Below are 23,795 nucleotides of genomic sequence, written 5' to 3' on the forward strand. Positions count from 1 at the left end.
CCCGTCTTGCAATTCGCTCAGGCGAAGGTCTTGGCGAAAGCGTCGATCTCGGCCTTCAGCTTGGCGCGCAGATCGTCCGACAGCGCCTTTTCCTTGCGGATGGCATCGAGGACGTCCTTGCCGGCCGAACGCATGTGGCTGAGCAGGCCATGCTCGAACTTGCCGACCTGGTTGACCGGCAGCTTGTCGAGATAGCCGTTGACGCCGGCGAAGATCACCGCGACCTGCTCTTCCGTCTTCAGCGGCGAGAACTGCGGCTGCTTCAGGAGTTCGGTCAGGCGCGATCCGCGGTTGAGCAGGCGCTGCGTGGCGGCGTCGAGATCGGAGCCGAACTGCGCGAAGGCCGCCATTTCGCGGTACTGCGCGAGCTCGCCCTTGATCGAGCCGGCAACCTGCTTCATCGCCTTGATCTGCGCGGCCGAGCCGACGCGGCTGACCGACAGGCCGACGTTCACCGCAGGACGGATGCCCTGGAAGAACAGGTTGGTTTCGAGGAATATCTGGCCGTCGGTGATCGAGATCACGTTGGTCGGGATGTAGGCCGACACGTCGTTGGCCTGCGTCTCGATGATCGGCAGCGCGGTCAGCGAACCACCGCCCAGATCGTCGTTGAGCTTGGCGGCGCGCTCGAGCAGGCGCGAGTGCAGGTAGAAGACGTCGCCCGGATAGGCTTCGCGGCCCGGCGGGCGGCGCAGCAGCAGCGACATCTGGCGATAGGCGACGGCCTGCTTCGACAGATCGTCATAGCTGATCAGCGCGTGCATGCCATTGTCGCGGAAATATTCGCCCATGGTGGCGCCAGCGAACGGCGCCAGGAACTGCATCGGTGCCGGATCGGAAGCGGTGGCGGCGACGATGATCGAGTATTCGAGCGCGCCGCGCTCTTCCAGCACCTTGACGAACTGCGCGACGGTCGAGCGCTTCTGGCCGACGGCGACATAGACGCAGTAGAGCTTTTCCTTCTCGGGGCCGTTGTCGTGCACCGACTTCTGGTTGAGCATCGTGTCGAGGATGATGGCGGTCTTGCCGGTCTGGCGATCGCCGATGACCAGCTCGCGCTGGCCGCGACCGACCGGGATCAACGCATCGATGGCCTTGAGGCCGGTCGACATCGGCTCGTTCACCGACTTGCGCGGGATGATGCCGGGCGCCTTGACGTCGACGCGCTTGCGCTCGACTGCCTTGATCGGACCCTTGCCGTCGATCGGATTGCCGAGCGCATCGACAACGCGGCCGAGCAGGCCGGGGCCGACGGGGACGTCGACGATCGCGCCGGTGCGCTTGACGATATCGCCTTCCTTGATGTCGCGGTCGGCGCCGAAGATGACGACGCCGACATTGTCGGCTTCGAGGTTGAGCGCCATGCCGCGGATGCCGCCGGGGAATTCGACCATCTCGCCGGCCTGGACATTGTCGAGGCCGTAGACACGGGCGATACCGTCACCGACGGACAGCACCTGTCCGACTTCGGAGACCTCGGCCTCCTTGCCGAAATTCTTGATCTGGTCTTTCAGAATTGCGGAAATTTCCGCGGCGCGGATGTCCATCAGCCGACCTCTTTCAGTGCAAGCTTGAGCGAATTGAGTTTGGTTTTGAGCGACGTATCGATCTGGCGCGAGCCCATCTTGACCACCAGCCCGCCGAGCAGCGACGGATCGACGGTGACGGAGATGGCCACGTCCTTGCCGGCAACGCTCTTCAGCGCCGCCTTGAGTTCGGTCTGCTGGGCAGCCGTCAGCTCGTGCGCCGACGTCACTTCAGCAGCGGTCTCGCCACGATGTTCGGCTGATATCTGGCGGAACGCCCTGATCATGCCGGGAATGGCGAACAGCCGGCGGTTGCGGGCGACGACGCGCAGGAAATTGCCCGTGAGGCCGGCAATCCCCGCCTTGTCGGCAATCGCCGCAATGGCCTTCGCCTGGTCCTCGCTGGAGAACACCGGGCTATTGATCAGCCGGGTGAGATCAGCGCTGCCCGCGAGCATGGCTTCGAAACTGCTGAGGTCGGCTTCGACCTTGGCCACGGAATTTGCCTGCAGGGCGAGTTCGAACAGCGAACCCGCATAGCGTTCTGCGACACCTGAGATTGGCGATGACGATTGAGCCACGGACCGTCTTTTCTCTTGTCTGACAGGCCGTAGATTGTTGGCGCGAGCAAAAACTCTGGCTAAATCTTTGACCTTACTGCATTTTTTCGAGCACGGAGGCGCGGCTTCCGCTATCCCCGGCCGAAAGTCGATTGCCGTCTAGCACAGGCATTTTAAGACCGCAATGCGTCGTTCCGCATGGTTTTCAGGCACTATTGTCGCATCCGGGGAAAGTCACCCGTCTTCCATCGCGGAATACCCAACGATTCAAGGCAGAAAGCCGAAGGCAAAGGCGAGCGGCAACGCCGCCAGGACCAATTCCAGCACAATGGAAACCCAATTGAAAGGCGTGTTGGCGCCATCAGACATCATCGACAGCAGCCGGCCGAAGGCGGTGAACAACCAGGAAAAGCCGAGCGCCATGTAGACCAGCGGCTGCGCCAGCAGGATACAGCACAGGCCGACACCGAGATAAAAGCCCGACATCCTGCCGCGCCCCTCGGCGATCGCGGCAGCCTTCTCTGGCTTGACCTGCAAGCGCAGGGCACGGAAGGCGAGACCAGGTGCCAGAAAAAACAAAAGACCGAGCAGCACGGTGAAGACGGCGCTCGACCAGGCCAGCCATTCGCCCTGGCTCGTCGGCCATGGAAGCGCAAAATCCATCTCGTCCCCTCGAAATGCCTGTTTTGAAATTCCGGGCATTCTAGCGAAGCAAAGAAAGGACGCCAGATGGAGTCCGGCAATTTGCGGAAGCCTGTCAGCCCAGCGTGAATTCGACCGCCGCCTCGGCATGGATGCGCGTTGTGTCGAAGACCGGAACGTCGAAGTCCTGCTGGCCGATGAGCATGGTGATCTCGGTGCAGCCCATGATGACGCTGTCGGCCGCCTCTTCGCGGCGCAGGCGCTCGGTCTCGGCTATGTAAGCCGCCTTTGAAGTCTCCTTGACGATGCCTTGGCACAGTTCCTCATAGATGACACGATGGACCATGTCGCGCCCGGCCGCATCCGGCACCACAGGGCTCAATCCAAATCTGTCGGCGAGCCGGCCCTTGTAGAAGTCCTGCTCCATGGTGAAGCGCGTCGCCAGCAGCGCCGGCCGCTGCATGCCGGCGCGCTTGACCGCCACCGCCGTGGCGTCGGCGATGTGGATCAGCGGGATCGACACCGACGCCTGCACCTCATCGGCCAGCCTGTGCATGGTGTTGGTGCACAAAAGCAGACCTTCCGCGCCGCCGGCCTCGAGTTTGCGCGCTGCTTCGACGAGAAGCACGCCGGCGCCGTCCCAGTCGCCGTGATGCTGCCGCTCGGCGATCTCTGCAAAATCGAAGGACCACAGCAGGAGTTTGGCAGAATGCAAGCCGCCCAGCCGCTCGCGCACGATCTCGTTGAGCAGGCGATAGTAGATGGCGGTCGATTCCCAGCTCATGCCGCCCAGAAGGCCGAGGGTTTTCATAAGGGCTGTTCCTTTTCCTGGGCGATCCCCGATACTATAAACACATGAGAGCATAAGGAGGTCGCAGTGAAAACCGTTCAGCTTCAGCAGGCCAAGGCGACACTCTCGGCAATTGTGGAGGCTGCGGGAAACGGCGAGCCAACCATCATAAAAAAAATGGCAGGCCGGCTGCCATGATCGTCCCGGTCGATGAAGGGCGAAAGCTCTATTCGCAAGACAGTCGGAGAAATTTGGCTGATTGGTTACTTCGGTATCCTGGCGGCATTGAATTTGAGCGAAACGAATCGCCGTCACGAGACGTCGAGTTTTGAGCCGCCCGACGTACCTATTTGAATCCACTTACCAAGCGCCCGGCAGCCATCGCCTCTACAAAAAGCTCTGCGGATCAATATCGACCTGCACCCTGACCGAACCGCGCTGTTTTGGCCCGTTGGCCAGCATGGCCCTGATAAAACCTTGCATATCGGCGCGCCGCTCGCCCTGGATCAGCAGGCGGAAGCGATGGCGGCCGCCGAGCAGTGACAGCGGCGCCTCCGCCGGGCCGAGCACGAACAAATCCGTCGCCTCGGGCGCGGCGCGGCGCAGGCCACGTGCATGGCCTTCGGCTTCAGCCCGCGTCACCGCACTAACGATGACGCCTGCGAGCCGGCCGAAGGGCGGCAGTGCGGCCCGTTCGCGCTCGGCGATCTCGCGCTCGTAAAAGGCCTCGGCGTCGCCCGAGACGATCGCCCGCATCACCGGGTGGTCGGGCTGAAAAGTCTGCAGCAGGCCAAGGCTCTTCTTGCCGGTGCGGCCGGCGCGGCCGGTGACCTGGCTGAGCAGCTGAAATGTGCGCTCGGCGGCGCGCGGATCGCCATTGGCAAGGCCAAGATCGGCATCGACGACGCCGACCAGGGTCATGTTGGGGAAGTTGTGGCCCTTGGCGACGAGCTGCGTGCCGATGACGATGTCGGCCTCGCCATCGGCGATCGCCTCCAGCTCCAGCCGCAGCCGCCTTACGCCGCCCATCAGGTCCGACGACAAGACGATGGTGCGTGCGTCGGGAAAATGCGCAACGACCTCTTCGGCGATCCGCTCGACACCTGGCCCGCAGGCGACCAGATGATCGAGCGTGCCGCATTCCGGGCAGGCTTCGGGGCGGCGCTCATTGTGCCCGCAATGATGGCAGACCAGCTGGCCGCGAAAACGGTGTTCGACCAGCCAGGCCGAGCAGACCGGGCAGCCGAAGCGGTGGCCACAAACCCGGCACAGCGTCAGCGGCGCATAGCCGCGCCGGTTGAGGAACAGCAGCGACTGCTCCTGCCTCTCCAGCGTCTGGCGCATCTGGTCGAGCAGCACCGGCGACAGGAAACCGCCACGCGCCGGCGGCGCGCGCCGCATGTCGACCGCCTTCAGATGCGGAAGCGCCGCCTCGGCGAAGCGAGCGGAAAGCACCGCTCTGTTGTATTTACCTTGGCTGGCATTGACCCGGCTTTCGACGGACGGCGTCGCCGACGCCAGCACCACGGGGAAGCTGCCGATATGGCCGCGCACCACTGCCATATCGCGCGCATTGTAGAAGACGCGGTCCTCCTGCTTGTAGGCAGGGTCGTGCTCCTCGTCGACGACGATCAGGCCGAGCTCCTTGAACGGCAGGAACAGCGCCGAACGCGCACCGGCAACGACCCGCACGCCGCCTTCCGCCACTTGCCGCCAAACCCGCTCGCGCATCCGCGGCGGCAGGTCGGAATGCCATTCACCCGGCTTGGCGCCGAAGCGCTGCTGGAAGCGCTCGAGAAAGGCATGCGTCAGCGCGATTTCCGGCAGCAGGATCAGCACCTGCCTGCCCTGGTCGAGCGCAGCCGCCACCGCCTCGAAATAGACCTCGGTCTTACCTGATCCGGTGACGCCGTCGAGCAGCGCGACGTTGAACACGCCGGCTGCGACATTGGCGCGCAGCATCTGCGCCGCGGCGCTCTGGTCCGGCATCAGTTCCGGAATGGCGTAGCCGGGATCGGGCGCGGCCACCACCGGGCGCGGCGGGATCATCACGGTCTCGAACACGCCTTGCGCCCTCAGGCCGTCGATCACCGTCGACGACACGCCGGCGGCGTGAGCGAGGCCGGAGCGCGTCCAGGCAAGGCCGCCTTCGGCCGTCTCCAGCACGCGCTGCCTGGCGCTCGTCATCCGGTCGGGTGCGAGAAGCGTGCGCTGCAATCCCTCGATCCACGGTTCAGGGTCGAAAGCCTCCGGCGCCCTGAGCAGCATGCGCGCCACCATGCCCGGCGGCGACAGCGTGTATTGCGCCACCCAGTCGACGAAGCGGCGCATCGCGCGGTCGATCGGCGGGCAGTCGAAAACCTGTTCGATGGGGCGCAGCTTTTTCGCGTCGACCTTCTCGACCGCGCCATCCCAGACGATGCCGGCGACCTGGCGCGGACCGAGCGGCACGCGCACGATCGAGCCCGGCACCACGCGCATGCCGGCCGGCACGGCATAGGTGTAGGGGCGTTCGGCCGGCATCGGCACCAGCACCGGTGCGGCTGCGACAAAGGGCGAATCTTCGATCATGAGGCGTGACCTTGCCCTGACTTTGGTCTAGATCAAAGGCCGACCCCGAATGTGCATGACATGCACATGAAAATCTTCAGGAGACCCGCCATGAAATTTTTTGTCGACACCGCCGACGTCAAGGATATCCGTGAGCTGAACGATCTGGGGCTGCTCGACGGCGTCACCACCAATCCGTCGCTGATCCTCAAATCCGGCGGCAAGATCGCCGAGGTCACCAAAGAGATTTGCGACATCGTCAAGGGTCCGGTCTCGGCTGAAGTCACCGCCACCGAATATTCCGAGATGATGCAGCAGGCCAAGGTTCTGGCCAAGATCGCCGACAATGTCTGCATCAAGGTGCCGCTGACGCTGGACGGGCTCAAGGCCTGCAAGACGATCCGCACCGAGATGAACCGCCTGGTCAACGTCACGCTGTGCTTTTCGGCCAACCAGGCGCTGCTGGCGGCCAAGGCCGGTGCCTCGTTCATCTCGCCCTTCGTCGGCCGCGTCGACGACATCGGCATCGACGGCATGGAGCTGATCCAGGAGATCAGGCAGATCTACGACAATTACGATTTCCAGACCGAGATCCTGGTCGCTTCGGTGCGCACCGTGAACCATGTCAAGCAGGCGGCGCTCATCGGCGCCGATGTCGTGACCGCGCCGCCGGCGACGCTGAAGGCACTGGTCAAGCACCCGCTGACCGACAAGGGCCTGGAACAGTTCCTCGCCGACTGGGCAAAGACCGGCCAGAAGATCGGCTGAGAATGGCGATCGGCTGAAGCCAATTCGCTTGTGATGAAAAGGCCGGGCAACCGGCCTTTTTCATGTGCGCTCCAAGCAGACTGCCGCTCAATCCGCGCCATCGTCCTCGGACGCGCTTGCCGGCTGGCGCCGGCCCATGATGATTTCGCGCTTGCCGACATGGTTGGGTGTGCCGACCAAGCCTTCCTTTTCCATACGCTCGACCAGGGACGCAGCGCGGTTGTAGCCGATGCCGAGGCGCCGCTGGATGTAGGACGTCGAGCATTTCTTGTCGCGCACCACCACCTTGACCGCCTCGTCGTAGATCGCGTCGCTGTCTTCGGCTGCAACGGAACCCTTGTCGAAGACCGTGCCCTGATCGTCTTCGATTTCTTCCTCGTCCTCATCGGCCGTCACGGTTTCCAGATATTCAGGGCGGCCCTGCGCCTTGAGATGCGCGACCACATGCTCGACCTCCGCGTCGGAAACAAATGGCCCGTGCACGCGGGAAATGCGCCCGCCGCCCATCATGTGCAGCATGTCGCCCTGGCCAAGCAATTGTTCGGCGCCTTGCTCGCCCAGGATTGTGCGGCTGTCGATCTTCGATGTCACCTGGAAGGAAATCCGGGTCGGGAAGTTGGCCTTGATCGTGCCCGTGATGACATCGACCGAGGGGCGCTGCGTTGCCATGATCAGGTGAATGCCGGCGGCGCGCGCCATCTGCGCCAGTCGCTGGATCGCGCCTTCGATCTCCTTGCCGGCGACCATCATCAGGTCGGCCATCTCGTCGACGATGACGACAATGTAGGGCATCGGCGCAAGGTCGATTTCCTGCTGTTCGAAAAGCGGTTCGCCGGTGCCCTTTTCGAAGCCGGTCTGCACCGTCATGACAACCGTCTCGCCCTTGTCGCGGGCAGCGGCGGCACGCTCGTTGTAGCCGTCGATGTTGCGCACACCGAGCCGCGCCATCTTGCGATACCGGTCCTCCATCTCGCGCACCGCCCATTTGAGCGCCGTCACGGCTTTCTTGGGGTCCGTGACGACGGGCGTCAGAAGATGCGGGATGCCGTCATAGACAGAGAGTTCGAGCATCTTGGGATCGACCATGATCAGCCGGCATTCTTCCGGCTTCAACCGATAGAGCAACGACAGGATCATGGTGTTGATGGCGACCGACTTGCCGGAGCCGGTGGTTCCGGCCACCAGCAAATGCGGCATCTTCGCCAGCTCGGCGATGACCGGCTCGCCGCCGATCGTCTTGCCGAGACAAAGCGCCAGCTTGCAGTTGGTCTTGCGAAAGCCTTCCGATTCGATCAGCTCCCGGAAATAGACGGTTTCGCGCATCTCGTTCGGGAGCTCGATGCCGATGACGTTGCGGCCAGGCACGACGGCGACGCGCGCCGAAATCGCCGACATGGAGCGGGCGATATCGTCTGCAAGCCCGATGACGCGAGAAGATTTGACGCCCGGCGCCGGCTCGAACTCATAGAGCGTGACGACCGGGCCTGGGCGAACATGAATGATCTCGCCACGCACGCCGAAGTCCTCGAGCACGCTTTCCAGCAGATCGGCGTTCTGCTCGAGCCGCTCCTGCGACATGTAGAAGCCTTGTCCCTCCGGTGGCTGCTGCAACAGCTCTTCCGAGGGAAGCTCATAGGGATCGCCTGCGGTTGACAGCACGACCTTTCCAGCCCCAGGCAAGCGCGCGGAGCGGGCGCCAACGGCCCTGGCAGGGACGTTCACACTTGGCGCGGCCGACACGGAAACGGCATCGCTTTTGGCGGCTGGGATTGCGACAGCCTGGACCGGCGACGGCGCATTGCTCGCCGGCACGCCAGGTTGGGCGACGGTCCGGTTCGAATTGGCCGGCCAAACATCCGGCAACGGCTTCAAGACCTGGCCCGGAAGGCAGTCGATGACACGAAACAATGCGGTGGCATCGGCCCCTGTCGTCGGGCGAATGTCGATCGGCATAGTGGTCACTGGCGCCACGGCGACCGGTGCAGGCGACGCTGGACCGGTCTGCCGGGCCGGCGACGAAACGTCGACCAGATAGGGTGCCATGGCCTCGAAGAAGGCATGATCCGAAAGATATGGCCAGCGCAGCCTTTCGGAAGTGGTCGTTTTGGCGCCCGGAGCAACGGACGCGCGCGCGGATGCCCGTGCCGTAGCGACCGACCTCGGCGGCACCGGCGCAACGGCTGGCACCCTCTCCCTGGTGCGCTCCGGGGCAACAAAAGCAGCAGCCGGCGGCAGTGGCCCTTGCGAGGCGTGGCCGGCCAGCGGCTGGGAAGCAGGGCTTTTCACCGAAGCCGGCAATGCCAGTAGCGAAGGCGCGGAAGACGCCCCGTTGATCATGGATTGAGCAACGGCTTGCTCTGCTGGGCGCGTCGCGGCGTGTTCGACAACACGCTCGTGCGGCGGACGATGCTTCCTGGCCTCATAGTCCGGCGTGCGTGTAAAACGCACGTTGGGTGCAAGGAAGAAATATTCCTGCCAGGCAGGGCTCTCGATATCGCCGATTTTCGAAGGCGTATCGTCCGAGCCACCCCGCGGCTCCATATAGGGCCGCTTGTTGCCGCCGAGATCGACCACCGGTGCGGAATAGCCGGCCCGGCGTGTGGTGGGCTGCCGGCCGTCCGGCTCCTTGCGAGCCGGACGATCAAGGTCGCCTGCCGCGGAAGAACTTCGCTGACCACCCCTGTCGCAGATGCTCTCCAAGCGCTTCCCCTCGGGGCCATCAGGCAATGCAGCCGTCGATAAATTGACCCGGGAAAAACGCTTGGCTTCCATTCTCAAGACTCACTTTGAAATGTCTGCCGAGCAATAGGGAGCGAGTGGTTAACAGTTGCTTCCCGGATGGATCGCCGACCATCCTGGGCACCAAAATCTTCGTGGTGGTCTGCGAGGACACGGCACGATCGTCGTCTCGCCGCATCCACGCTGGTGGCGCGATCTACTCGCCGTGCCGCAGCAGCTCGATGGGTCTTCGGACAATCTCTGTTCGAGAATCTGGTCATGATCCCGCGATCACCCCATCGTGCCTGGAGCCAGACCGTTTCCGTGAAGCGATGAGGTGCGCTAGCCGGTCTTGCCGTGCCGGACAAGGTCCTGGGCAATGGACAGCTGCAGCGCTTCCGCCAACTCTCGCGCAGCGCGATTCTCGGCGTCGATCTGCGCCCGGTATGCGGCGAATTCCTGACGCGGCCTGTCGAAGGACGAGGTGATCGAACGTTTGCCGGATGCGATCACCACGCCGGTCTTCGCATCGGCCAGCGTATAGCTGCCGGTCAGCGTCACGGAACCGGCGGTCGGTTCGTCTTCATCCGTTCCGACCTGCACGAGTGCCGCGGACTCGACCGCTTCGGTCACGCCGAGATTGAGCGAATATGCCGGCGAGGCCGGCTCGCCGGCGCCTCGTCCAAACCCGAAAATCAGATTGTTGCGCACCTGTTGGCCGTAACGCGTATTGACCGGCTTGATGCCGATCAACGCCAGTTCGGCACTGGCACTGGCCTGCGAACCCGACAGTGGCGCGCTCGAATAGAGCGGCCGCACCGTGCAGGCCGAGACAAGCGCGAGCGAACCTATCAGGCCGGCAAGCGCTATGCGGCGCAGCAAATGGCTCAACTCTGTCTTTTCCCGATCAGGCAACGACATTGACGATCCTCTGCGGCACGATGATCACCTTGCGCGGAGCCTTCCCTTCGAGTGCTTTCTGCACGAAGTCGAGAGCCAATACCGCTTTTTCGACCGCACCTTGGTCCGCGTCGCGGGCAATTGTCAAATCCCCCCGCTTCTTGCCGTTGACCTGTACCGGATAGGTGACTTCGTTGTCGACGACCAGCGCCGGATCGAAGACCGGCCAAGGCCGTTCGGCAACGAGATCGGTGCCGCCAAGCGCTGCCCAGCACTCCTCGGCCAGATGCGGCATGACCGGCGCGATCAGATGCACGAGAATCTCCACCGCCTGCCGGCAGGCGCCTTTCAGCGCTGCATCGGCCTTGCCTTCGGCCACCTCGTTGAGCGGCGTGGTCAGCGCGTTGGCCAGTTCGTAGATGCGGGCGATGGCGCGGTTGAAAGCGAGCTTCTCGATATCCTCACCGACCGCCTTCAGGATCTTGTGCGCAGCCTTGGAAACCACTGCGGCTTCGCCGCTGCCGGCCGCCGCGGGCTTGATGCCGGCTAGCGTCTCGGCCGCCGTCGACACCAGGCGCCAGATGCGCTGGATGAAGCGATGCGCGCCAGCGGCGCCATCATCGGTCCATTCGACATCGCGTTCGGGCGGCGAATCCGACAGCATGAACCAGCGCGCTGTATCGGCGCCGTAGCCGTCAGTGATGTCTTCCGGGCTCACCGTGTTCTTCTTCGACTTCGACATTTTTTCCAGCGGGCCGATGGTGACGGCCTCGCCGGTGGCGATGTCGATGGCGCTGCGCTTGCCGTCGACATCCTCCAGCCGAACCTCGGTGGGCGCCAGCCAGCGGCCATTCGATGCCGTGCCGACACGATAGGTTTCGTGCACCACCATGCCTTGCGTGAACAGGCCCTTGAACGGCTCGGCCAGATCGACATGGCCGGTCTCACGCATGGCGCGGGTGAAGAAGCGCGAATAGAGCAGGTGCAGGATCGCGTGCTCGATGCCGCCAATATACTGGTCGACCGGCAGCCATTCATTCGCCGCCTTGGGATCGGTCGGTTCATGCGCCCACGGTGCCGTGAAGCGGGCAAAATACCAGGACGAATCGACGAACGTGTCCATCGTGTCGGTTTCGCGCCGGGCATCCCTGCCGCATTGCGGGCATTTCACATGGCGCCATGTCGGATGCCGGTCGAGCGGATTGCCCGGGCGATCGAAATCGACATCGTCGGGAAGCTTCACCGGCAGGTCCGCCTTCGGCACCGGCACCACGCCGCAAGCCTCGCAATGGATCATCGGGATCGGGCAGCCCCAGTAGCGCTGGCGCGAAATGCCCCAGTCGCGCAGGCGGAAATTCACCTTGCGCTCGGCCATCGGCCGGTTGCCGATGGTCTTCTGCTCCAGCAGTTTGGCGACCTCGTCGAAAGCCTGATCCGGCTTCATGCCGTCGAGAAAGCGCGAATTGATCATCACGCCGTCATCGACATAGGCTTCATCGATGATCTGGAACGTCGCCGGATTCTCGCCTTCCGGCATCACCACCGGAATCACCGGCAGGCCGTATTTGTTGGCGAAGTCGAGGTCGCGCTGGTCGCCGGACGGACAGCCGAAAATGGCGCCGGTGCCGTATTCCATCAGCACGAAATTGGCGACATAGACAGGCAGCATCCAGTTGTCGTCAAACGGATGGACGACGCGGATGCCGGTGTCAAAACCCTTCTTCTCAGCTGTCTCCAGCGCCGCCACCGAGGTGCCCATATGGCCGATATCCTCGATGAACTTCGCCAGCGCCGGATTGTGCGCAGCGGCCTTCTTGGCCAACGGATGATCGGCGGCGACAGCCATGAAGGAAGCGCCGAAGATGGTGTCGGGCCTTGTCGTATAGACTTCCAGCTCATGCTCGCCATCAGAGGCGTCGGCCAGAGGCCAGCGGATCAGCAGGCCTTCCGAGCGGCCGATCCAGTTCTGCTGCATCAGCTTCACCTTTTCCGGCCATTCGTCGAGGCCGTCGAGCGAATCCAGCAGATCCTGCGCGAAGTCGGTGATCTTGAAGAACCACTGCGTCAGTTCGCGCTGTTCGACCAGCGCGCCCGAGCGCCAGCCGCGCCCGTCGATGACCTGCTCGTTGGCGAGCACGGTCATGTCCTCCGGGTCCCAGTTGACCTTGGAGGATTTGCGCGTCACCAGCCCCTTCTCGACAAAATCGAGGAACAGCATCTGCTGGCGGTGGTAGTAGTCGACTTCGCAGGTGGCGAATTCGCGCGCCCAGTCCAGCGACAGGCCCATGACCTTGAGCTGCTCGCGCATGGTGGCGATGTTCTGGTAGGTCCATTCCTTGGGGTGGACCTTGTTTTGCATCGCCGCGTTTTCGGCCGGCATGCCGAAGGCGTCCCAGCCCATCGGGTGCAGTACGTTGAAGCCCTTGGCCCGCTTGTAGCGCGCCACCACGTCGCCCATCGTGTAGTTGCGGGTGTGGCCTATATGGATGCGCCCCGACGGATAGGGAAACATCTCCAGCACATAGTATTTCGGGCGCGGATCGTCATTGTGCGCTTCGAACAGCTTCTTGGCGTCCCAGGCCTTCTGCCATTTGGGCTCTGACGCGCGTGGATTGTATCGTTCGGTTGCCATGGGACGTTTTTCACTTAAAAGCAGGCGCGAACTGCGGGCGATGGCTCGGCAGTTCAGGGAATGTGGTCCGGGTGTTCACCATGGTTTGGCAAACCCGTCAACCATATGGGTATCGCGTCTGACAAAAACGCCGGTCAAAACAGCAGGATTTGCATATGGGTGACGCCGTTCAGCAATTTTTCGCGGTCAAGGCGAAGATCGCCGCCGCCGAGCGCGAGGCCGGCCGCGAAGCCGGCGTCGTGACGCTGGTCGCGGTCTCAAAGACCTTCGACGCTGCCGACATCGGCCCGGTCATCGAGGCCGGCCAGCGCGTCTTCGGCGAGAACCGCGTGCAGGAGGCGCAAGGCAAATGGCCTGATCTGAAGGACGCATTTCCCGACATCGAACTGCATCTGATCGGCCCGCTGCAATCCAACAAGGCCAAGGAGGCTGTGGCGCTGTTCGACGTCATCGAGACGATCGATCGCGAGAAGATCGCCGCCGAACTGGCCAAGGAGATCGCCAGGCAGGGCCGCGCACCGAAGCTCTACGTCCAGGTCAACACCGGCTCCGAGCCGCAGAAGGCAGGCATCGAGCCCCGCGACGCCGTGGCCTTTGTCGCCCGCTGCCGCGACGTGCATGGCCTCGCCATCGAGGGCCTGATGTGCATCCCGCCGGCCGATGAGAACCCCGGCCCGCACTTCGCGCTGTTGGAAAAGCTCGGCAAGGAAGCCGGCGTCGCCAAACTCTCGATGGGCATGTCTGGCGACTACGAGACGGCGATCGCCTTCGGCGCCACCAGCGTCCGCGTCGGTTCGGCGATCTTCGGCAGCCGATAGTTCCGATGCACAGACCGGTCTCTAGTCGCTAAATTTCAACATATTCGATTGGCTGCAGGCCACCACACCTTCGTCATCCTAGGGCGGAGCGACGCGAAGCGGAGCGCAGACCCTAGGATCCATGCCGTGACGACAAGGAAAATGCAGCGGTGCAGAATTCTGTTCCGCTGCATTCTTCGGCAGATGTCGCGGGATGGATCCTCGGGTCTGCGCTGCGTCGCTGCGCTCCTTGCTCCGCCCGTGGATGACGACGAGAGAGATGTTTATCCCGAGGTTTGCGATCTGCCGCCGAAAGAGGCTATAGATTCTCGCTGCCAATAGCTTCCAACCCATGTCGAGGGACTAGCAACACATCTGTTCGAGCGGAAACCCTGCCATGCTTCAACGGCATCTGGTATATGACTAGCGAAGCCATCTAGCGAGTAGTGCCCTTGAACTGGCATCTTAAGGACGCGAAGAACAATCTGTCGAAATTCGTACGGCAGGCGCGGGAACAAGGGCCACAAACCATCACGGTGCGCGGAAAGCCAACTGCTGTCGTACTCTCCCCCGAGAACTACGACCGACTGGTCGGCGCAACACCTTCGCTTGCGGAATATCTTCTCTCAGGTCCCGTGTGGGATGACGACTTCGTCGAGGAGGTCAATCGCCGCCCGAAGACGAAGATCCGAGTTATAGACTTATAATCCGCATACTCATGCGAACCTCGTTCGGTGAATGCAGCGGGCGCTTTCTGATGGCGCATTAGATGCGGTGAGGGGTTATAGGCCAACTCGGCGGGCTCGTTGAGCCAGCAATTGGAAACGAAACGTACCGTTCCTATTTGCTTTGCGTCATCACAAACTCTCTGGAGCCGCCACCATGCGTTACAATCAGCTTGGAAATACGGGGATGTTCGTCTCCGAAATCTGCCTCGGCACCATGACCTTCGGTGCTGCCGGTGAAAATGCCCAATGGGGCCTGATCGCCAGTCTCGACCAGAGGGGCGTCAACGAGATCGTTGCCCATTCGCTCGCCGCCGGCGTCAATTTCTTCGATACGGCCGACGTCTACTCCTTTGGCGAATCCGAACGGCTGCTCGGCCAGTCGCTCAGGGATCTCGGCGTGAACAGGCAGAATGTGGTCATCGCCACCAAAGCCCACGGCGCCATGGGCGACGGTCCGAACCAGCGCGGCTCTTCACGCGGCCACATCATGGATTCGGTCGATGCCAGCCTGAAGCGGCTGCAACTCGACCATATCGATCTTTACCAGCTGCACGGCACCGACACCGTGACGCCGATCGACGAAACGCTGCGGGCGCTCGACGATCTCGTTGCCAGCGGCAAGGTTCGCTATGTCGGCGTCTCCAACTGGGCGGCATGGCGCATCGCCAAGGCGCTCGGCATCGCCGAGCGCAAGGGCTTTGCCCGTTTCGAGACCGTGCAGTCCTACTATTCGATCGCCGGCCGCGACCTCGAGCGCGAGATCGTGCCGCTGCTCAACGAGGAGAAGCTCGGCCTGATGGTGTGGTCGCCGATGGCCGGTGGCCTGCTCTCCGGCAAGTACGGCCCCGGCGCGCCCGGCAATGGCGAAGGCCGCCGCGCGTCCTTCAACTTCCCGCCGGTCAATGAGGACCGTGCCTGGGCGACCGTTACCGTCATGCGCGAAATCGCCAAAAAGCATGATGTCAGCGTCGCCACGGTGGCGCTCGGCTATGTCCTGGCCAAGCCCTTCGTGATGAGCGTCATCATCGGCGCCAGCCGCATGGAGCAGCTGGAGCAGAACCTTGCCGCGACGGAAGTGAAGCTCGACAGCGACGATCTGCTTCGTCTCGACGAGGTCAGCGCCCTGCCGTCCGAATATCCCGGCTGGATGCTGGAGCGCCAGGCAGCGGGCCGCCGCCCGGCGCCGTTCACGCCGAAAGCATAAATACAGCCCACGCTGACATCCCGTGAGCCGTGGCTCCCGGGATGTCAGGTCAGCCGGACGCTCTCACCCAGAAAATCGAGAAAGGCACGCACCCGCGCCGGCAGATGCCGGCCCTGGCCGACATAGACGGCGTGGGTGGGCTCCTCGTCACCGGGATTGAATGCCTCCAGCAGCGACACCAGCCGACCCGCGGCGATATCGGCCGCCACATGCCAGTGGGCCAGCCGGGCGACGCCCGCGCCCGCCAGCGCCATCAGCCGCATCGCCTCGCCATCGCTGACCAGCGTGTTGCCGGTGATGGGAACCATGATGGCGCGGCCGTCCGCGTCGAGGAACGGCCAGCCATCGATATGCCTGACGAACCCGAAGCCCATGCGGTTGTGCCTGTCGAGATCCGCTGGCGTCAGCGGCGTGCCGTGCGCCTCCAGATAGGAAGGTGCTGCAACGACGACCACCGGGCTTTGCCCGAGCTTGCGCGCCACCAGCCGTGACTCACTCAGCGGCCCGGCACGGATGGCGACATCGGCCCGTTCCGCCATCAGGTCGATGACGCTGTCGGTCAGCACCAGATCGACTGAGATTTCGGGGTAGCGTTCGAGGAACCGAGGCAGAAGCGGGATCAGCCGGTGCACTCCGAAGGGCACGTAGCTGTTGACGCGCAAACGTCCGCGCGGTGAAGCACCCGCCGCTGCCTCCTGCTCGGCCGCCGCCATGTCGGCGAGGATGCGCAGGCCGCTGTCGTAGAAGGCTGTGCCTTCCGGCGTCAGTTGCAGCTTTCGCGTCGAACGGCTGACCAGCCGCGCGCCAAGCCGGGCCTCCAGCCGCGCGATCAGCTTGCTCACCGCCGATGGCGTCATGCGCAAGGCGCGTGCGGCAGAGGAAAAACTGCCTTCCTCGACAACGCGCACGAACACTTCGATCTCACCGGAGCGATTGATGTCGGGTCTGGCCATTTGTGAATCTATTTCACAGAAAATGTGCCCAAGGCAAGTCTGGTTCACAATGCGTCGCAGCACGATCTCACGGGTCGGGGCGCGGGACGGCGCTCTTCCTCATCGAAGTGGAAATCGCCATGCCTCTTGCTCTTTACGCCCTTGCCGCCGGTGCCTTCGGCATCGGCGTCACCGAATTTGTCATCATGGGTCTGCTGCTCGATGTCAGCAAGGATCTCGGCGTTTCGATCACGGCCGCCGGCCAGCTCATTTCGGGCTATGCGCTCGGCGTCGTCATCGGCGCGCCCCTGCTGACCATCGCCACCGGCAACTGGCCACGCAAGACCGTGCTTCTGGCGCTGATGGCGATCTTCACGCTTGGCAATCTCGCCTGTGCACTGGCGCCCGACTACTGGACGCTGATGGGCGCCCGCATCATCACCGCCTTCGCCCATGGCACCTTCTTCGGCGTCGGCTCTGTCGTCGCCACCGGGCTGGTCGCGCCCAACAGACAAGCCTCGGCGATCGCGCTGATGTTCACTGGGCTCACCATCGCCAACATCCTCGGCGTACCCTTCGGCACCTGGCTCGGCCAGGCCTTCGGCTGGCGGGCGACCTTCTGGGCGGTGACACTGGTCGGTCTGGCGGCCTTCGCCGTCATCCTGGCTCTGGTGCCGCGCAGCCGAACAGCGCCCGAAAAGAGCGATCTGCGCGCCGATCTCGCCGTTTTGCGCCGCACGCCTGTCCTGCTCGGTCTTGCCACCACCGTGCTCGGCTATGCCGGTGTCTTCGCCGTCTTCACCTATATCGCGCCGCTGCTGACCGAGATCAGCGGCTTCAAGGAAGCGGCCGTGTCGCCGATCCTGCTCGTCTTCGGTGGCGGCCTCATTGCCGGCAACTTGCTTGGCGGCAAGGTCGCCGACCGCTGGCTGGTGCCGGCCGTGCTGGGCAGTCTCGTGGTGCTGGCCCTGGTGCTCGCCACCATGACCTTCGCCATCCACAGCCAGGTGATGGCCGTCATCTATGTCGGTCTGCTCGGGGCCGCCGCCTTCGCCACCGTGGCGCCGCTGCAAATGTGGGTGCTGGAAAAGGCACAAGGTGCCGGCCAGAGCCTCGCCTCGTCCTTCAACATCGCCGCCTTCAATCTCGGCAATGCGGCAGGTGCCTGGCTTGGTGGTGCGGTGATTGCCCATGGCCTTGGCCTGGGCTCACTCACCTGGGTCGCCGCCCTGCTGCCGCTCGCGGCACTCGGTGTGGCGGGGCTGGCGCTGCGTCTCGATCGCACCGCCACGCTCGGCGAGCCTGCCTCCATCCGGTCGTGACCGTCCTCTGCAAACCCGCTTTCCACACCCTTCATTCCACAGGAGCAAAAAGATGGACTACCGACGTCTCGGTGCATCGGGCCTGAAAGTGCCCGCACTCTCATTTGGCGCGGGAACCTTTGGCGGTTCCGGCCCGCTGTTCGGCGCCTGGGGCAACAGCGACGCCAGGGAAGCGCGGCGGCTGATCGACATCTGCCTGGAGGCCGGCGTCAATCTGTTCGATACTGCCGACGTCTATTCGAACGGCGCCTCGGAAGAGGTGCTTGGCGAAGCGATAAAAGGCCGCCGCGATGCCGTGCTGATCTCGACCAAGACCGCGCTGCCGATGGGCGATGGGCCGGCCGACTATGGCTCGTCTCGGTCGCGGCTGATCAGATCCGTGGATGATGCGCTGAGGCGCCTCGGCACCGATTACATCGACCTGTTGCAACTGCACGCTTTCGACGCCGGGACGCCGATCGAGGAGGTCTTGTCGACGCTGGACGAACTCGTGCGCGCCGGCAAGCTGCGCTATGTCGGCGTCTCCAATTTCTCCGGCTGGCAGGTGATGAAGTCGTTGGCGCAAGCCGACAGCCAAGGCTATCCACGCTATGTCGCGCATCAGGTCTACTATTCGCTGGTCGGGCGCGACTATGAATGGGAGCTGATGCCGCTCGGCCTCGACCAGGGCGTCGGCGCGCTGGTGTGGAGCCCGCTTGGCTGGGGCCGCCTGACCGGCAAGATCCGCCGTGGCCAGTCCTTGCCGGAAAAGAGCCGGCTGCACGACACGGCAAGCTTCGGACCGCCGGTCGAGGACGAGCATCTCTATCGGGTGATGGATGCGCTCGATGCGGTGGCGCTGGAAACCGGCAAGACCGTGCCGCAGATCGCCATCAACTGGCTGCTGCAGCGTCCGACTGTTTCCTCCGTCATCATCGGCGCCCGCAACGAAGAACAGCTGCGCCAGAACCTCGGCGCCGTCGGCTGGAATTTGACGCCGGAGCAGATCAGGAAACTCGACGCGGCAAGCGAAGTCACCGCGCCCTACCCGTACTTCCCGTATCGGCGGCAGGAAGGCTTTGCCCGGCTCAATCCGCCGGTGGTGTGAGCACTGGCGTTGAAGCTGCCAATCTCCCCCCTTGCGGGGGAGATCGGCTGTACCGCGTTCAGTGCAGCACGAACTCGCCATCCACCTTGCGCCATTCATTCGGCGCGATCAGCTTCTGGTGGGTGTAGCTGATCGAATGCAGCGGCCCGTCCAGCTTGGCCTTCCAGAACTCGATGAACTTGATCAGTACCGGAAATTGTGGCGCCAGATCGTAGTCCTGCCAGATGAAGCTCTGCAACAGATGCGGATGATCGGGAAAGTGATAGAGAATCTTGGCCGTGGTCAGGCCATAGCCTTTGAGCATCAGGTCCATTTCGGAATGGTCGCGCATGGCAGTCCCCCTTGGGCGGTCCTGGTTGAGTCTCCTTTCCTCCCAACGTCAGAGTGTGCGCGCCGTTGCTTAACTGTCTATTGATTTTTCCTGATCGAAAACGGGTTTTCCGCGCGAAAACATGCAGTTAGCAGCGACGCTGATCGAGTGCTGACAGCGGCGGGAAAAACACCTGCGGCATCCCGCCGCGCGAATCCAACGTCTAATGTTGCCGTAACGGCGGAACTGGTAATAATGCCGCCGAATTCGCGGCCGTGTCGCTGCGATCCCGCCGGCATTTCAAGCCGGCGATTGTTCGGGAGGAAAGTCAGGAATGTCCGAGGTTCATGTCCATCGCGTCCAGCCGGCGTGGAAGAAAAACGCGCTGATCGACAATGACACCTACCTGAAATGGTATGCCGACAGCCTCAAGAACCCGGACAAATTCTGGGGCAAGCACGGCAAGCGGATCGACTGGTTCAAGCCCTTCAGCAAGGTCAAGAACGCCTCCTTCGACGGCAAGGTCTCGATCAAATGGTTCGAGGACGGACTGACCAATGTCTCCTACAACTGCATCGACCGGCACCTGAAGAAGCGCGGCAACCAGACCGCCATCATCTGGGAAGGTGACAATCCCTACGACGACAAGAAGATCACCTATAACGAGCTCTACGAGCATGTCTGCCGGCTCGCCAATGTGATGAAGAAACACGGCGTCAAGAAAGGCGACCGCGTCACCATCTACATGCCGATGATCCCGGAAGCCGCCTATGCGATGCTGGCCTGCACGCGTATCGGCGCCGTCCATTCGATCGTCTTCGGCGGTTTCTCGCCGGATGCGCTGGCCGGCCGCATCGACGACTGCAAGTCGACCTTCGTCATCACATCAGATGAAGGCCTGCGCGGCGGCAAGCCGATCCCGTTGAAGGAAAACACCGACAAGGCGATCGAGATCGCCGCGAAGGCCGGGACGAAAGTCGAAAAGGTGGTGGTCGTGCGTCGCACCGGCGGCAAGACCGGCTGGGTTCCCGGCCGCGACGTCTGGTACCACGACGAGGTCGCGACGGTAAAAGCCGAATGCAAGCCCGAGAAGATGAAGGCCGAGGACCCGCTGTTCATCCTCTACACATCGGGCTCGACCGGCAAGCCCAAGGGCGTGCTGCACACCACCGCCGGCTATCTCGTCTACGTCTCGATGACCCACCAATATGTCTTCGACTACCATGACGGTGACATCTACTGGTGCACCGCCGATGTCGGCTGGGTCACCGGCCACAGCTACATCGTCTACGGTCCGCTCGCCAACGGCGCCACCACGCTGATGTTCGAAGGCGTGCCGAATTATCCGTCGCAGTCGCGGTTCTGGGAAGTCATCGACAAGCACAAGGTCAACATTTTCTACACCGCGCCGACGGCCCTGCGCGCGCTGATGGGCGCCGGCGATGCGCACGTAAAGAAGACGTCGCGCAAGTCGCTGCGCGTGCTGGGTTCGGTCGGCGAGCCGATCAATCCGGAAGCCTGGGAGTGGTATTTCAACATCGTCGGCAACGGCAAGGTGCCGATCGTCGACACATGGTGGCAGACCGAGACCGGCGGCATCCTGATCACGCCGCTGCCCGGCGCCACCGACCTCAAGGCGGGTTCGGCGACACGGCCCTTCTTCGGCGTCAAGCCGCAGCTGGTCGACGGCGACGGCAAGGTGCTGGAAGGTGCGGCCGACGGCAATCTGTGCATCACCGATTCCTGGCCCGGCCAGATGCGCACCGTCTATGGCGATCATGATCGCTTCATCCAGACCTATTTCTCGACCTACAAGGGCAAGTACTTCACCGGTGACGGCTGTCGCCGCGACGCCGACGGCTATTACTGGATCACCGGCCGCGTCGACGACGTCATCAACGTCTCCGGCCATCGCATGGGCACGGCCGAGGTCGAATCCGCACTGGTCAGCCACGACAAGGTTTCGGAAGCCGCCGTCGTCGGCTATCCGCATGACATCAAGGGCCAGGGCATCTACTGCTACGTCACACTGATGGCCGGCGAGCAGCCGAGCGAGGAACTGCGCAAGGAGCTGGTTGCCCATGTCCGCAAGGAGATCGGCGCCATCGCTTCGCCCGACAAGATCCAGTTCGCGCCCGGCCTGCCGAAGACGCGTTCCGGCAAGATCATGCGCCGCATCCTGCGCAAGATCGCAGAGGACGATTTCTCCGCCCTCGGCGATACCTCGACGCTCGCCGACCCGGCCGTCGTCGAAGACCTGATCGCCAACCGGCAGAACAAGAAGAGCTGATGCAGGCCGCGCTCGGCACTGTCAGTGAGCTTTGGCGCTATCCGGCGAGTTCGCTTGCCGGCGAGCGTCGGGAAACAATCTCGGTCGATATCGAGAGCATCGAGGGCGACCGCATGTTCGGCCTCGTCGACGCGTCCGACAATGAGATCGCGCGACCGGACCGCGACCCGAAATGGCACAAGGTGCCGCGCATCCGCACCCGGCTGTCGCCGACCCTGGAACTCGAGATTGCCGTTCCCGGGGACAACTGGCTGGCTGCGCCAAGTATCGAGAGCGACCGCGCGGTGTCGGCCTATCTCGGCTTCGGGGCCTCGATCCGGCCGTTTCGCCGCGAGAATGCCGGACCTGACTATTCCGGCCCGCTGACCGCGGAGCGCTATCGCAAGGCGCCCATCCATCTGCTGACCACCGCCTCGCTGGCACGGCTCAAAGCGTTGCACCCGGAAGGGGTCGTCGACCCACGCCGCTTCCGCCCCAACATCGTCGTCGACATGGCGGCAATCGAAGGGTCGTTTCCCGAAACGGAATGGATCGGCCGCAAGCTTGCCGTCGGCGATCTCCTGCTGACTGTCTCCGAACCCTGCCGCCGCTGCGGTTTCACCATCGTCGCCCAGGATGGCTTCGATCACGATCCGGCGATCCTGCGCAACCTTGTCCGCCATAACGCCCACAATCTCGGGGTCTATTGCACGGTCGACCGGCCGGCGCGCGTCGAAGTCGGCGACGCGATGCGCTTCCTGTAAGCTATCGATACAGATCCGCCCGCGTCGGCGGCAGGCCGCTTGGACCACGCGCGCGCTTGGTCACGACGGTTTGGAAAATCTGTGCCGAGGCGCGTTCGAAGGTGATCGAGCAGCCCGTCAGGTAAAGCAGCCATAGCCGTGCCTTGGCTTCGCCCACCTCGGCGATTGCCTCGTCGAAACGCGCGTGCAGGCGCTCGGCCCACAGGCGACAGGTGCGGGCGTAATGCTCGCGCAGATTCTCCACGTCGTAGACCAGGAAGCCGTGCGCCTCGAGATTGCCTGTTGTCATGCCGATCGTGTCGAGTTCGCCGCCGGGGAAAATGTATTTGATCAGCGCCTTGAACTCCGGCCCCTTGCGCAGGGTCTTCTTGATGTCGCCCTTGCTGCGCCTGGTGATGGCGTGATGCAGATAGATGCCGCCGGGCTTCAGCAGGCGGTGGACAGTTGAGAAATAGGTCGCGTGGTTGGCGAGTCCGAGATGCTCGAACATGCCGATCGACGAGATCTTGTCGAAGCTGCCTGTAAGCTCCGCATAGGATTTGATCTCGATGGTGATGCGGTCCTCCAGCCCCTCGGCGCGAATGCGTTCGCGGGCCAGCTCGGTCTGGGCCTGCGACAGCGAGACACCGTGGCCGATGATGCCATAGTTCTTCGCGGCATGGATCAGCATCGCTCCCCAGCCACAGCCGATGTCGAGCAGTCGTTCGCCAGGCTTCAGCCGGAGCTTGCGGCAGATATGGTCGAGCTTGTCGATCTGCGCTTGATCGATGCTGTTGGCGAAATCCTTGAAGTAGCCGCAACTGTAGACCATGCGCTCGTCAAGGAAGAGCCGGTAGAAGGCGTTCGAAATGTCATAGTGATGCTGGATCGCCTCCTGGCTCGAACCGCTGACATAGGGGTTGCGCCCCGACAGATCGGTCCGCGCCGTCATCTGCCTGCGTGCCAAAAGCACGGAAGGCAGGTCGCGCAGGATCGCCATTTTCGGCAGCGATTTGAGCTTGGTTCTGAGCTTGCCTTGCGACGGCAGGGCGTAGAAGTCGAAAAACGTCCCGTCTTCGATATCGATCGTCTTGGAAATCCACATTTCGATCAGCGTCGACAGGGATGGTCGCTTCACCACCTGCCAGACGATGTCCTGGTCGTTGATGGTGAGCACTGGACCCGTGGCGGGGCCGATCCGCTCCCCGGTCCACAGCCTGACGGCAAAGCCCGGTTTCAGCGTCTCGACAACCGTCCGCACGATCCGCGCCGCTCTCTCGGCTGCCTCCATGCATCCCTCCCACAGGGGCCGACCCG

20 protein-coding genes are annotated in these 23,795 nt (G+C 63.2%); 9 read left to right on the forward strand and 11 right to left on the reverse strand.

Going from position 1 to position 23,795, the window contains the following annotated elements:
* Nucleotides 1-17 precede the first annotated feature (17 nt).
* The 4 genes from atpA to EOA19_RS15195 all read right to left on the reverse strand — a co-directional run bounded on the left by atpA (nt 18) and on the right by EOA19_RS15195 (nt 3,539).
* Nucleotides 18-1,547 (reverse strand): F0F1 ATP synthase subunit alpha, encoded by a 1,530-nt coding sequence (gene atpA, locus EOA19_RS15180; protein WP_023811756.1) that lies wholly within the window; start codon nt 1,545-1,547, stop codon nt 18-20.
* Nucleotides 1,547-2,107: a F0F1 ATP synthase subunit delta gene (locus EOA19_RS15185; protein WP_128304061.1), complete on the reverse strand. Its 561-nt coding sequence runs from the start codon at nt 2,105-2,107 to the stop codon at nt 1,547-1,549. The genes atpA and EOA19_RS15185 overlap by 1 nt, the downstream gene beginning before the upstream one ends.
* A gap of 246 nt (nt 2,108-2,353) precedes the next feature.
* Entirely contained in the window at nt 2,354-2,749 is a 396-nt protein-coding gene (locus EOA19_RS15190) for a DUF4345 family protein (RefSeq protein WP_128304062.1), read from the reverse strand.
* Between the two features lie 94 nt (nt 2,750-2,843).
* Nucleotides 2,844-3,539, reverse strand: a complete 696-nt coding sequence (locus EOA19_RS15195; RefSeq protein ID WP_023811754.1) for an aspartate/glutamate racemase family protein — start codon at nt 3,537-3,539, stop codon at nt 2,844-2,846.
* A 66-nt stretch (nt 3,540-3,605) separates the two neighbouring features.
* On the opposite strand from EOA19_RS15195, the gene EOA19_RS35885 reads away from it, so the two are divergent.
* Nucleotides 3,606-3,716, forward strand: a complete 111-nt coding sequence (locus tag EOA19_RS35885) for a type II toxin-antitoxin system Phd/YefM family antitoxin (RefSeq protein WP_245486181.1) — start codon at nt 3,606-3,608, stop codon at nt 3,714-3,716.
* Between the two features lie 189 nt (nt 3,717-3,905).
* Here EOA19_RS35885 and EOA19_RS15205 read toward each other — a convergent pair whose 3' ends face one another.
* A complete protein-coding gene (locus tag EOA19_RS15205; RefSeq protein WP_128304063.1) occupies nt 3,906-6,089 on the reverse strand; it encodes a primosomal protein N' in 2,184 nt (727 codons plus the stop codon).
* Nucleotides 6,090-6,179: 90 nt separating this feature from the next.
* Here EOA19_RS15205 and fsa point away from each other — a divergent pair, with 90 nt between their 5' ends.
* Complete coding sequence (gene fsa / locus EOA19_RS15210) at nt 6,180-6,836, forward strand: fructose-6-phosphate aldolase (RefSeq protein WP_023811751.1); 657 nt, start codon at nt 6,180-6,182, stop codon at nt 6,834-6,836.
* Between the two features lie 87 nt (nt 6,837-6,923).
* Here the strand turns inward: fsa and EOA19_RS15215 are convergent, their stop codons facing one another.
* The 3 genes from EOA19_RS15215 to leuS all read right to left on the reverse strand — a co-directional run bounded on the left by EOA19_RS15215 (nt 6,924) and on the right by leuS (nt 13,086).
* On the reverse strand, nt 6,924-9,608 hold the full coding sequence (locus tag EOA19_RS15215) for a DNA translocase FtsK (RefSeq protein WP_128304064.1): 2,685 nt from the start codon (nt 9,606-9,608) through the stop codon (nt 6,924-6,926).
* Nucleotides 9,609-9,896: 288 nt separating this feature from the next.
* A complete protein-coding gene (lptE, locus tag EOA19_RS15220; protein WP_023811749.1) occupies nt 9,897-10,475 on the reverse strand; it encodes an LPS assembly lipoprotein LptE in 579 nt (192 codons plus the stop codon).
* Nucleotides 10,462-13,086: a leucine--tRNA ligase gene (leuS, locus tag EOA19_RS15225; protein ID WP_128304065.1), complete on the reverse strand. Its 2,625-nt coding sequence runs from the start codon at nt 13,084-13,086 to the stop codon at nt 10,462-10,464. Before leuS ends, lptE begins: the two co-directional genes overlap by 14 nt.
* A 155-nt stretch (nt 13,087-13,241) precedes the next feature.
* Between leuS and EOA19_RS15230 the strand changes: the two genes are divergently transcribed.
* The 3 genes from EOA19_RS15230 to EOA19_RS15240 all read left to right on the forward strand — a co-directional run bounded on the left by EOA19_RS15230 (nt 13,242) and on the right by EOA19_RS15240 (nt 15,815).
* On the forward strand, nt 13,242-13,904 hold the full coding sequence (locus EOA19_RS15230; protein ID WP_128304066.1) for a YggS family pyridoxal phosphate-dependent enzyme: 663 nt from the start codon (nt 13,242-13,244) through the stop codon (nt 13,902-13,904).
* 431 nt (nt 13,905-14,335) lie between these two features.
* Complete coding sequence (locus EOA19_RS15235; protein ID WP_023811747.1) at nt 14,336-14,590, forward strand: type II toxin-antitoxin system Phd/YefM family antitoxin; 255 nt, start codon at nt 14,336-14,338, stop codon at nt 14,588-14,590.
* A 175-nt stretch (nt 14,591-14,765) separates the two neighbouring features.
* On the forward strand, nt 14,766-15,815 hold the full coding sequence (locus tag EOA19_RS15240; RefSeq protein ID WP_128304067.1) for an aldo/keto reductase: 1,050 nt from the start codon (nt 14,766-14,768) through the stop codon (nt 15,813-15,815).
* Nucleotides 15,816-15,859: 44 nt separating this feature from the next.
* On the opposite strand, the gene EOA19_RS15245 is transcribed toward EOA19_RS15240, so the two are convergent.
* The gene (locus EOA19_RS15245) at nt 15,860-16,768 is read right to left on the reverse strand and encodes a LysR substrate-binding domain-containing protein (protein ID WP_023811745.1); all 909 of its coding nucleotides are present in this window, start codon (nt 16,766-16,768) and stop codon (nt 15,860-15,862) included.
* Between the two features lie 119 nt (nt 16,769-16,887).
* Here EOA19_RS15245 and EOA19_RS15250 point away from each other — a divergent pair, with 119 nt between their 5' ends.
* Nucleotides 16,888-18,069: an MFS transporter gene (locus EOA19_RS15250; RefSeq protein ID WP_128304068.1), complete on the forward strand. Its 1,182-nt coding sequence runs from the start codon at nt 16,888-16,890 to the stop codon at nt 18,067-18,069.
* A gap of 52 nt (nt 18,070-18,121) precedes the next feature.
* Entirely contained in the window at nt 18,122-19,156 is a 1,035-nt protein-coding gene (locus tag EOA19_RS15255) for an aldo/keto reductase (RefSeq protein WP_128304069.1), read from the forward strand.
* 58 nt (nt 19,157-19,214) lie between these two features.
* On the opposite strand, the gene EOA19_RS15260 is transcribed toward EOA19_RS15255, so the two are convergent.
* Complete coding sequence (locus EOA19_RS15260; protein ID WP_109664371.1) at nt 19,215-19,487, reverse strand: usg protein; 273 nt, start codon at nt 19,485-19,487, stop codon at nt 19,215-19,217.
* A 313-nt stretch (nt 19,488-19,800) separates the two neighbouring features.
* Between EOA19_RS15260 and acs the strand changes: the two genes are divergently transcribed.
* Together acs and EOA19_RS15270 are read left to right on the forward strand one after the other, a co-directional pair.
* The gene (gene acs, locus EOA19_RS15265; protein ID WP_128304070.1) at nt 19,801-21,756 is read left to right on the forward strand and encodes an acetate--CoA ligase; all 1,956 of its coding nucleotides are present in this window, start codon (nt 19,801-19,803) and stop codon (nt 21,754-21,756) included.
* On the forward strand, nt 21,756-22,499 hold the full coding sequence (locus EOA19_RS15270; protein WP_128304071.1) for an MOSC domain-containing protein: 744 nt from the start codon (nt 21,756-21,758) through the stop codon (nt 22,497-22,499). The genes acs and EOA19_RS15270 overlap by 1 nt, the downstream gene beginning before the upstream one ends.
* Nucleotide 22,500: 1 nt before the next feature.
* Here the strand turns inward: EOA19_RS15270 and EOA19_RS15275 are convergent, their stop codons facing one another.
* Nucleotides 22,501-23,769, reverse strand: coding sequence for a cyclopropane-fatty-acyl-phospholipid synthase family protein (locus EOA19_RS15275; protein ID WP_128304072.1), 1,269 nt, complete (start codon nt 23,767-23,769; stop codon nt 22,501-22,503).
* Nucleotides 23,770-23,795: the final 26 nt, after the last annotated feature.

Source organism: Mesorhizobium sp. M7A.F.Ca.US.010.02.1.1 (genome assembly GCF_004023085.1).
In the GTDB taxonomy this organism is placed as follows: domain Bacteria; phylum Pseudomonadota; class Alphaproteobacteria; order Rhizobiales; family Rhizobiaceae; genus Mesorhizobium.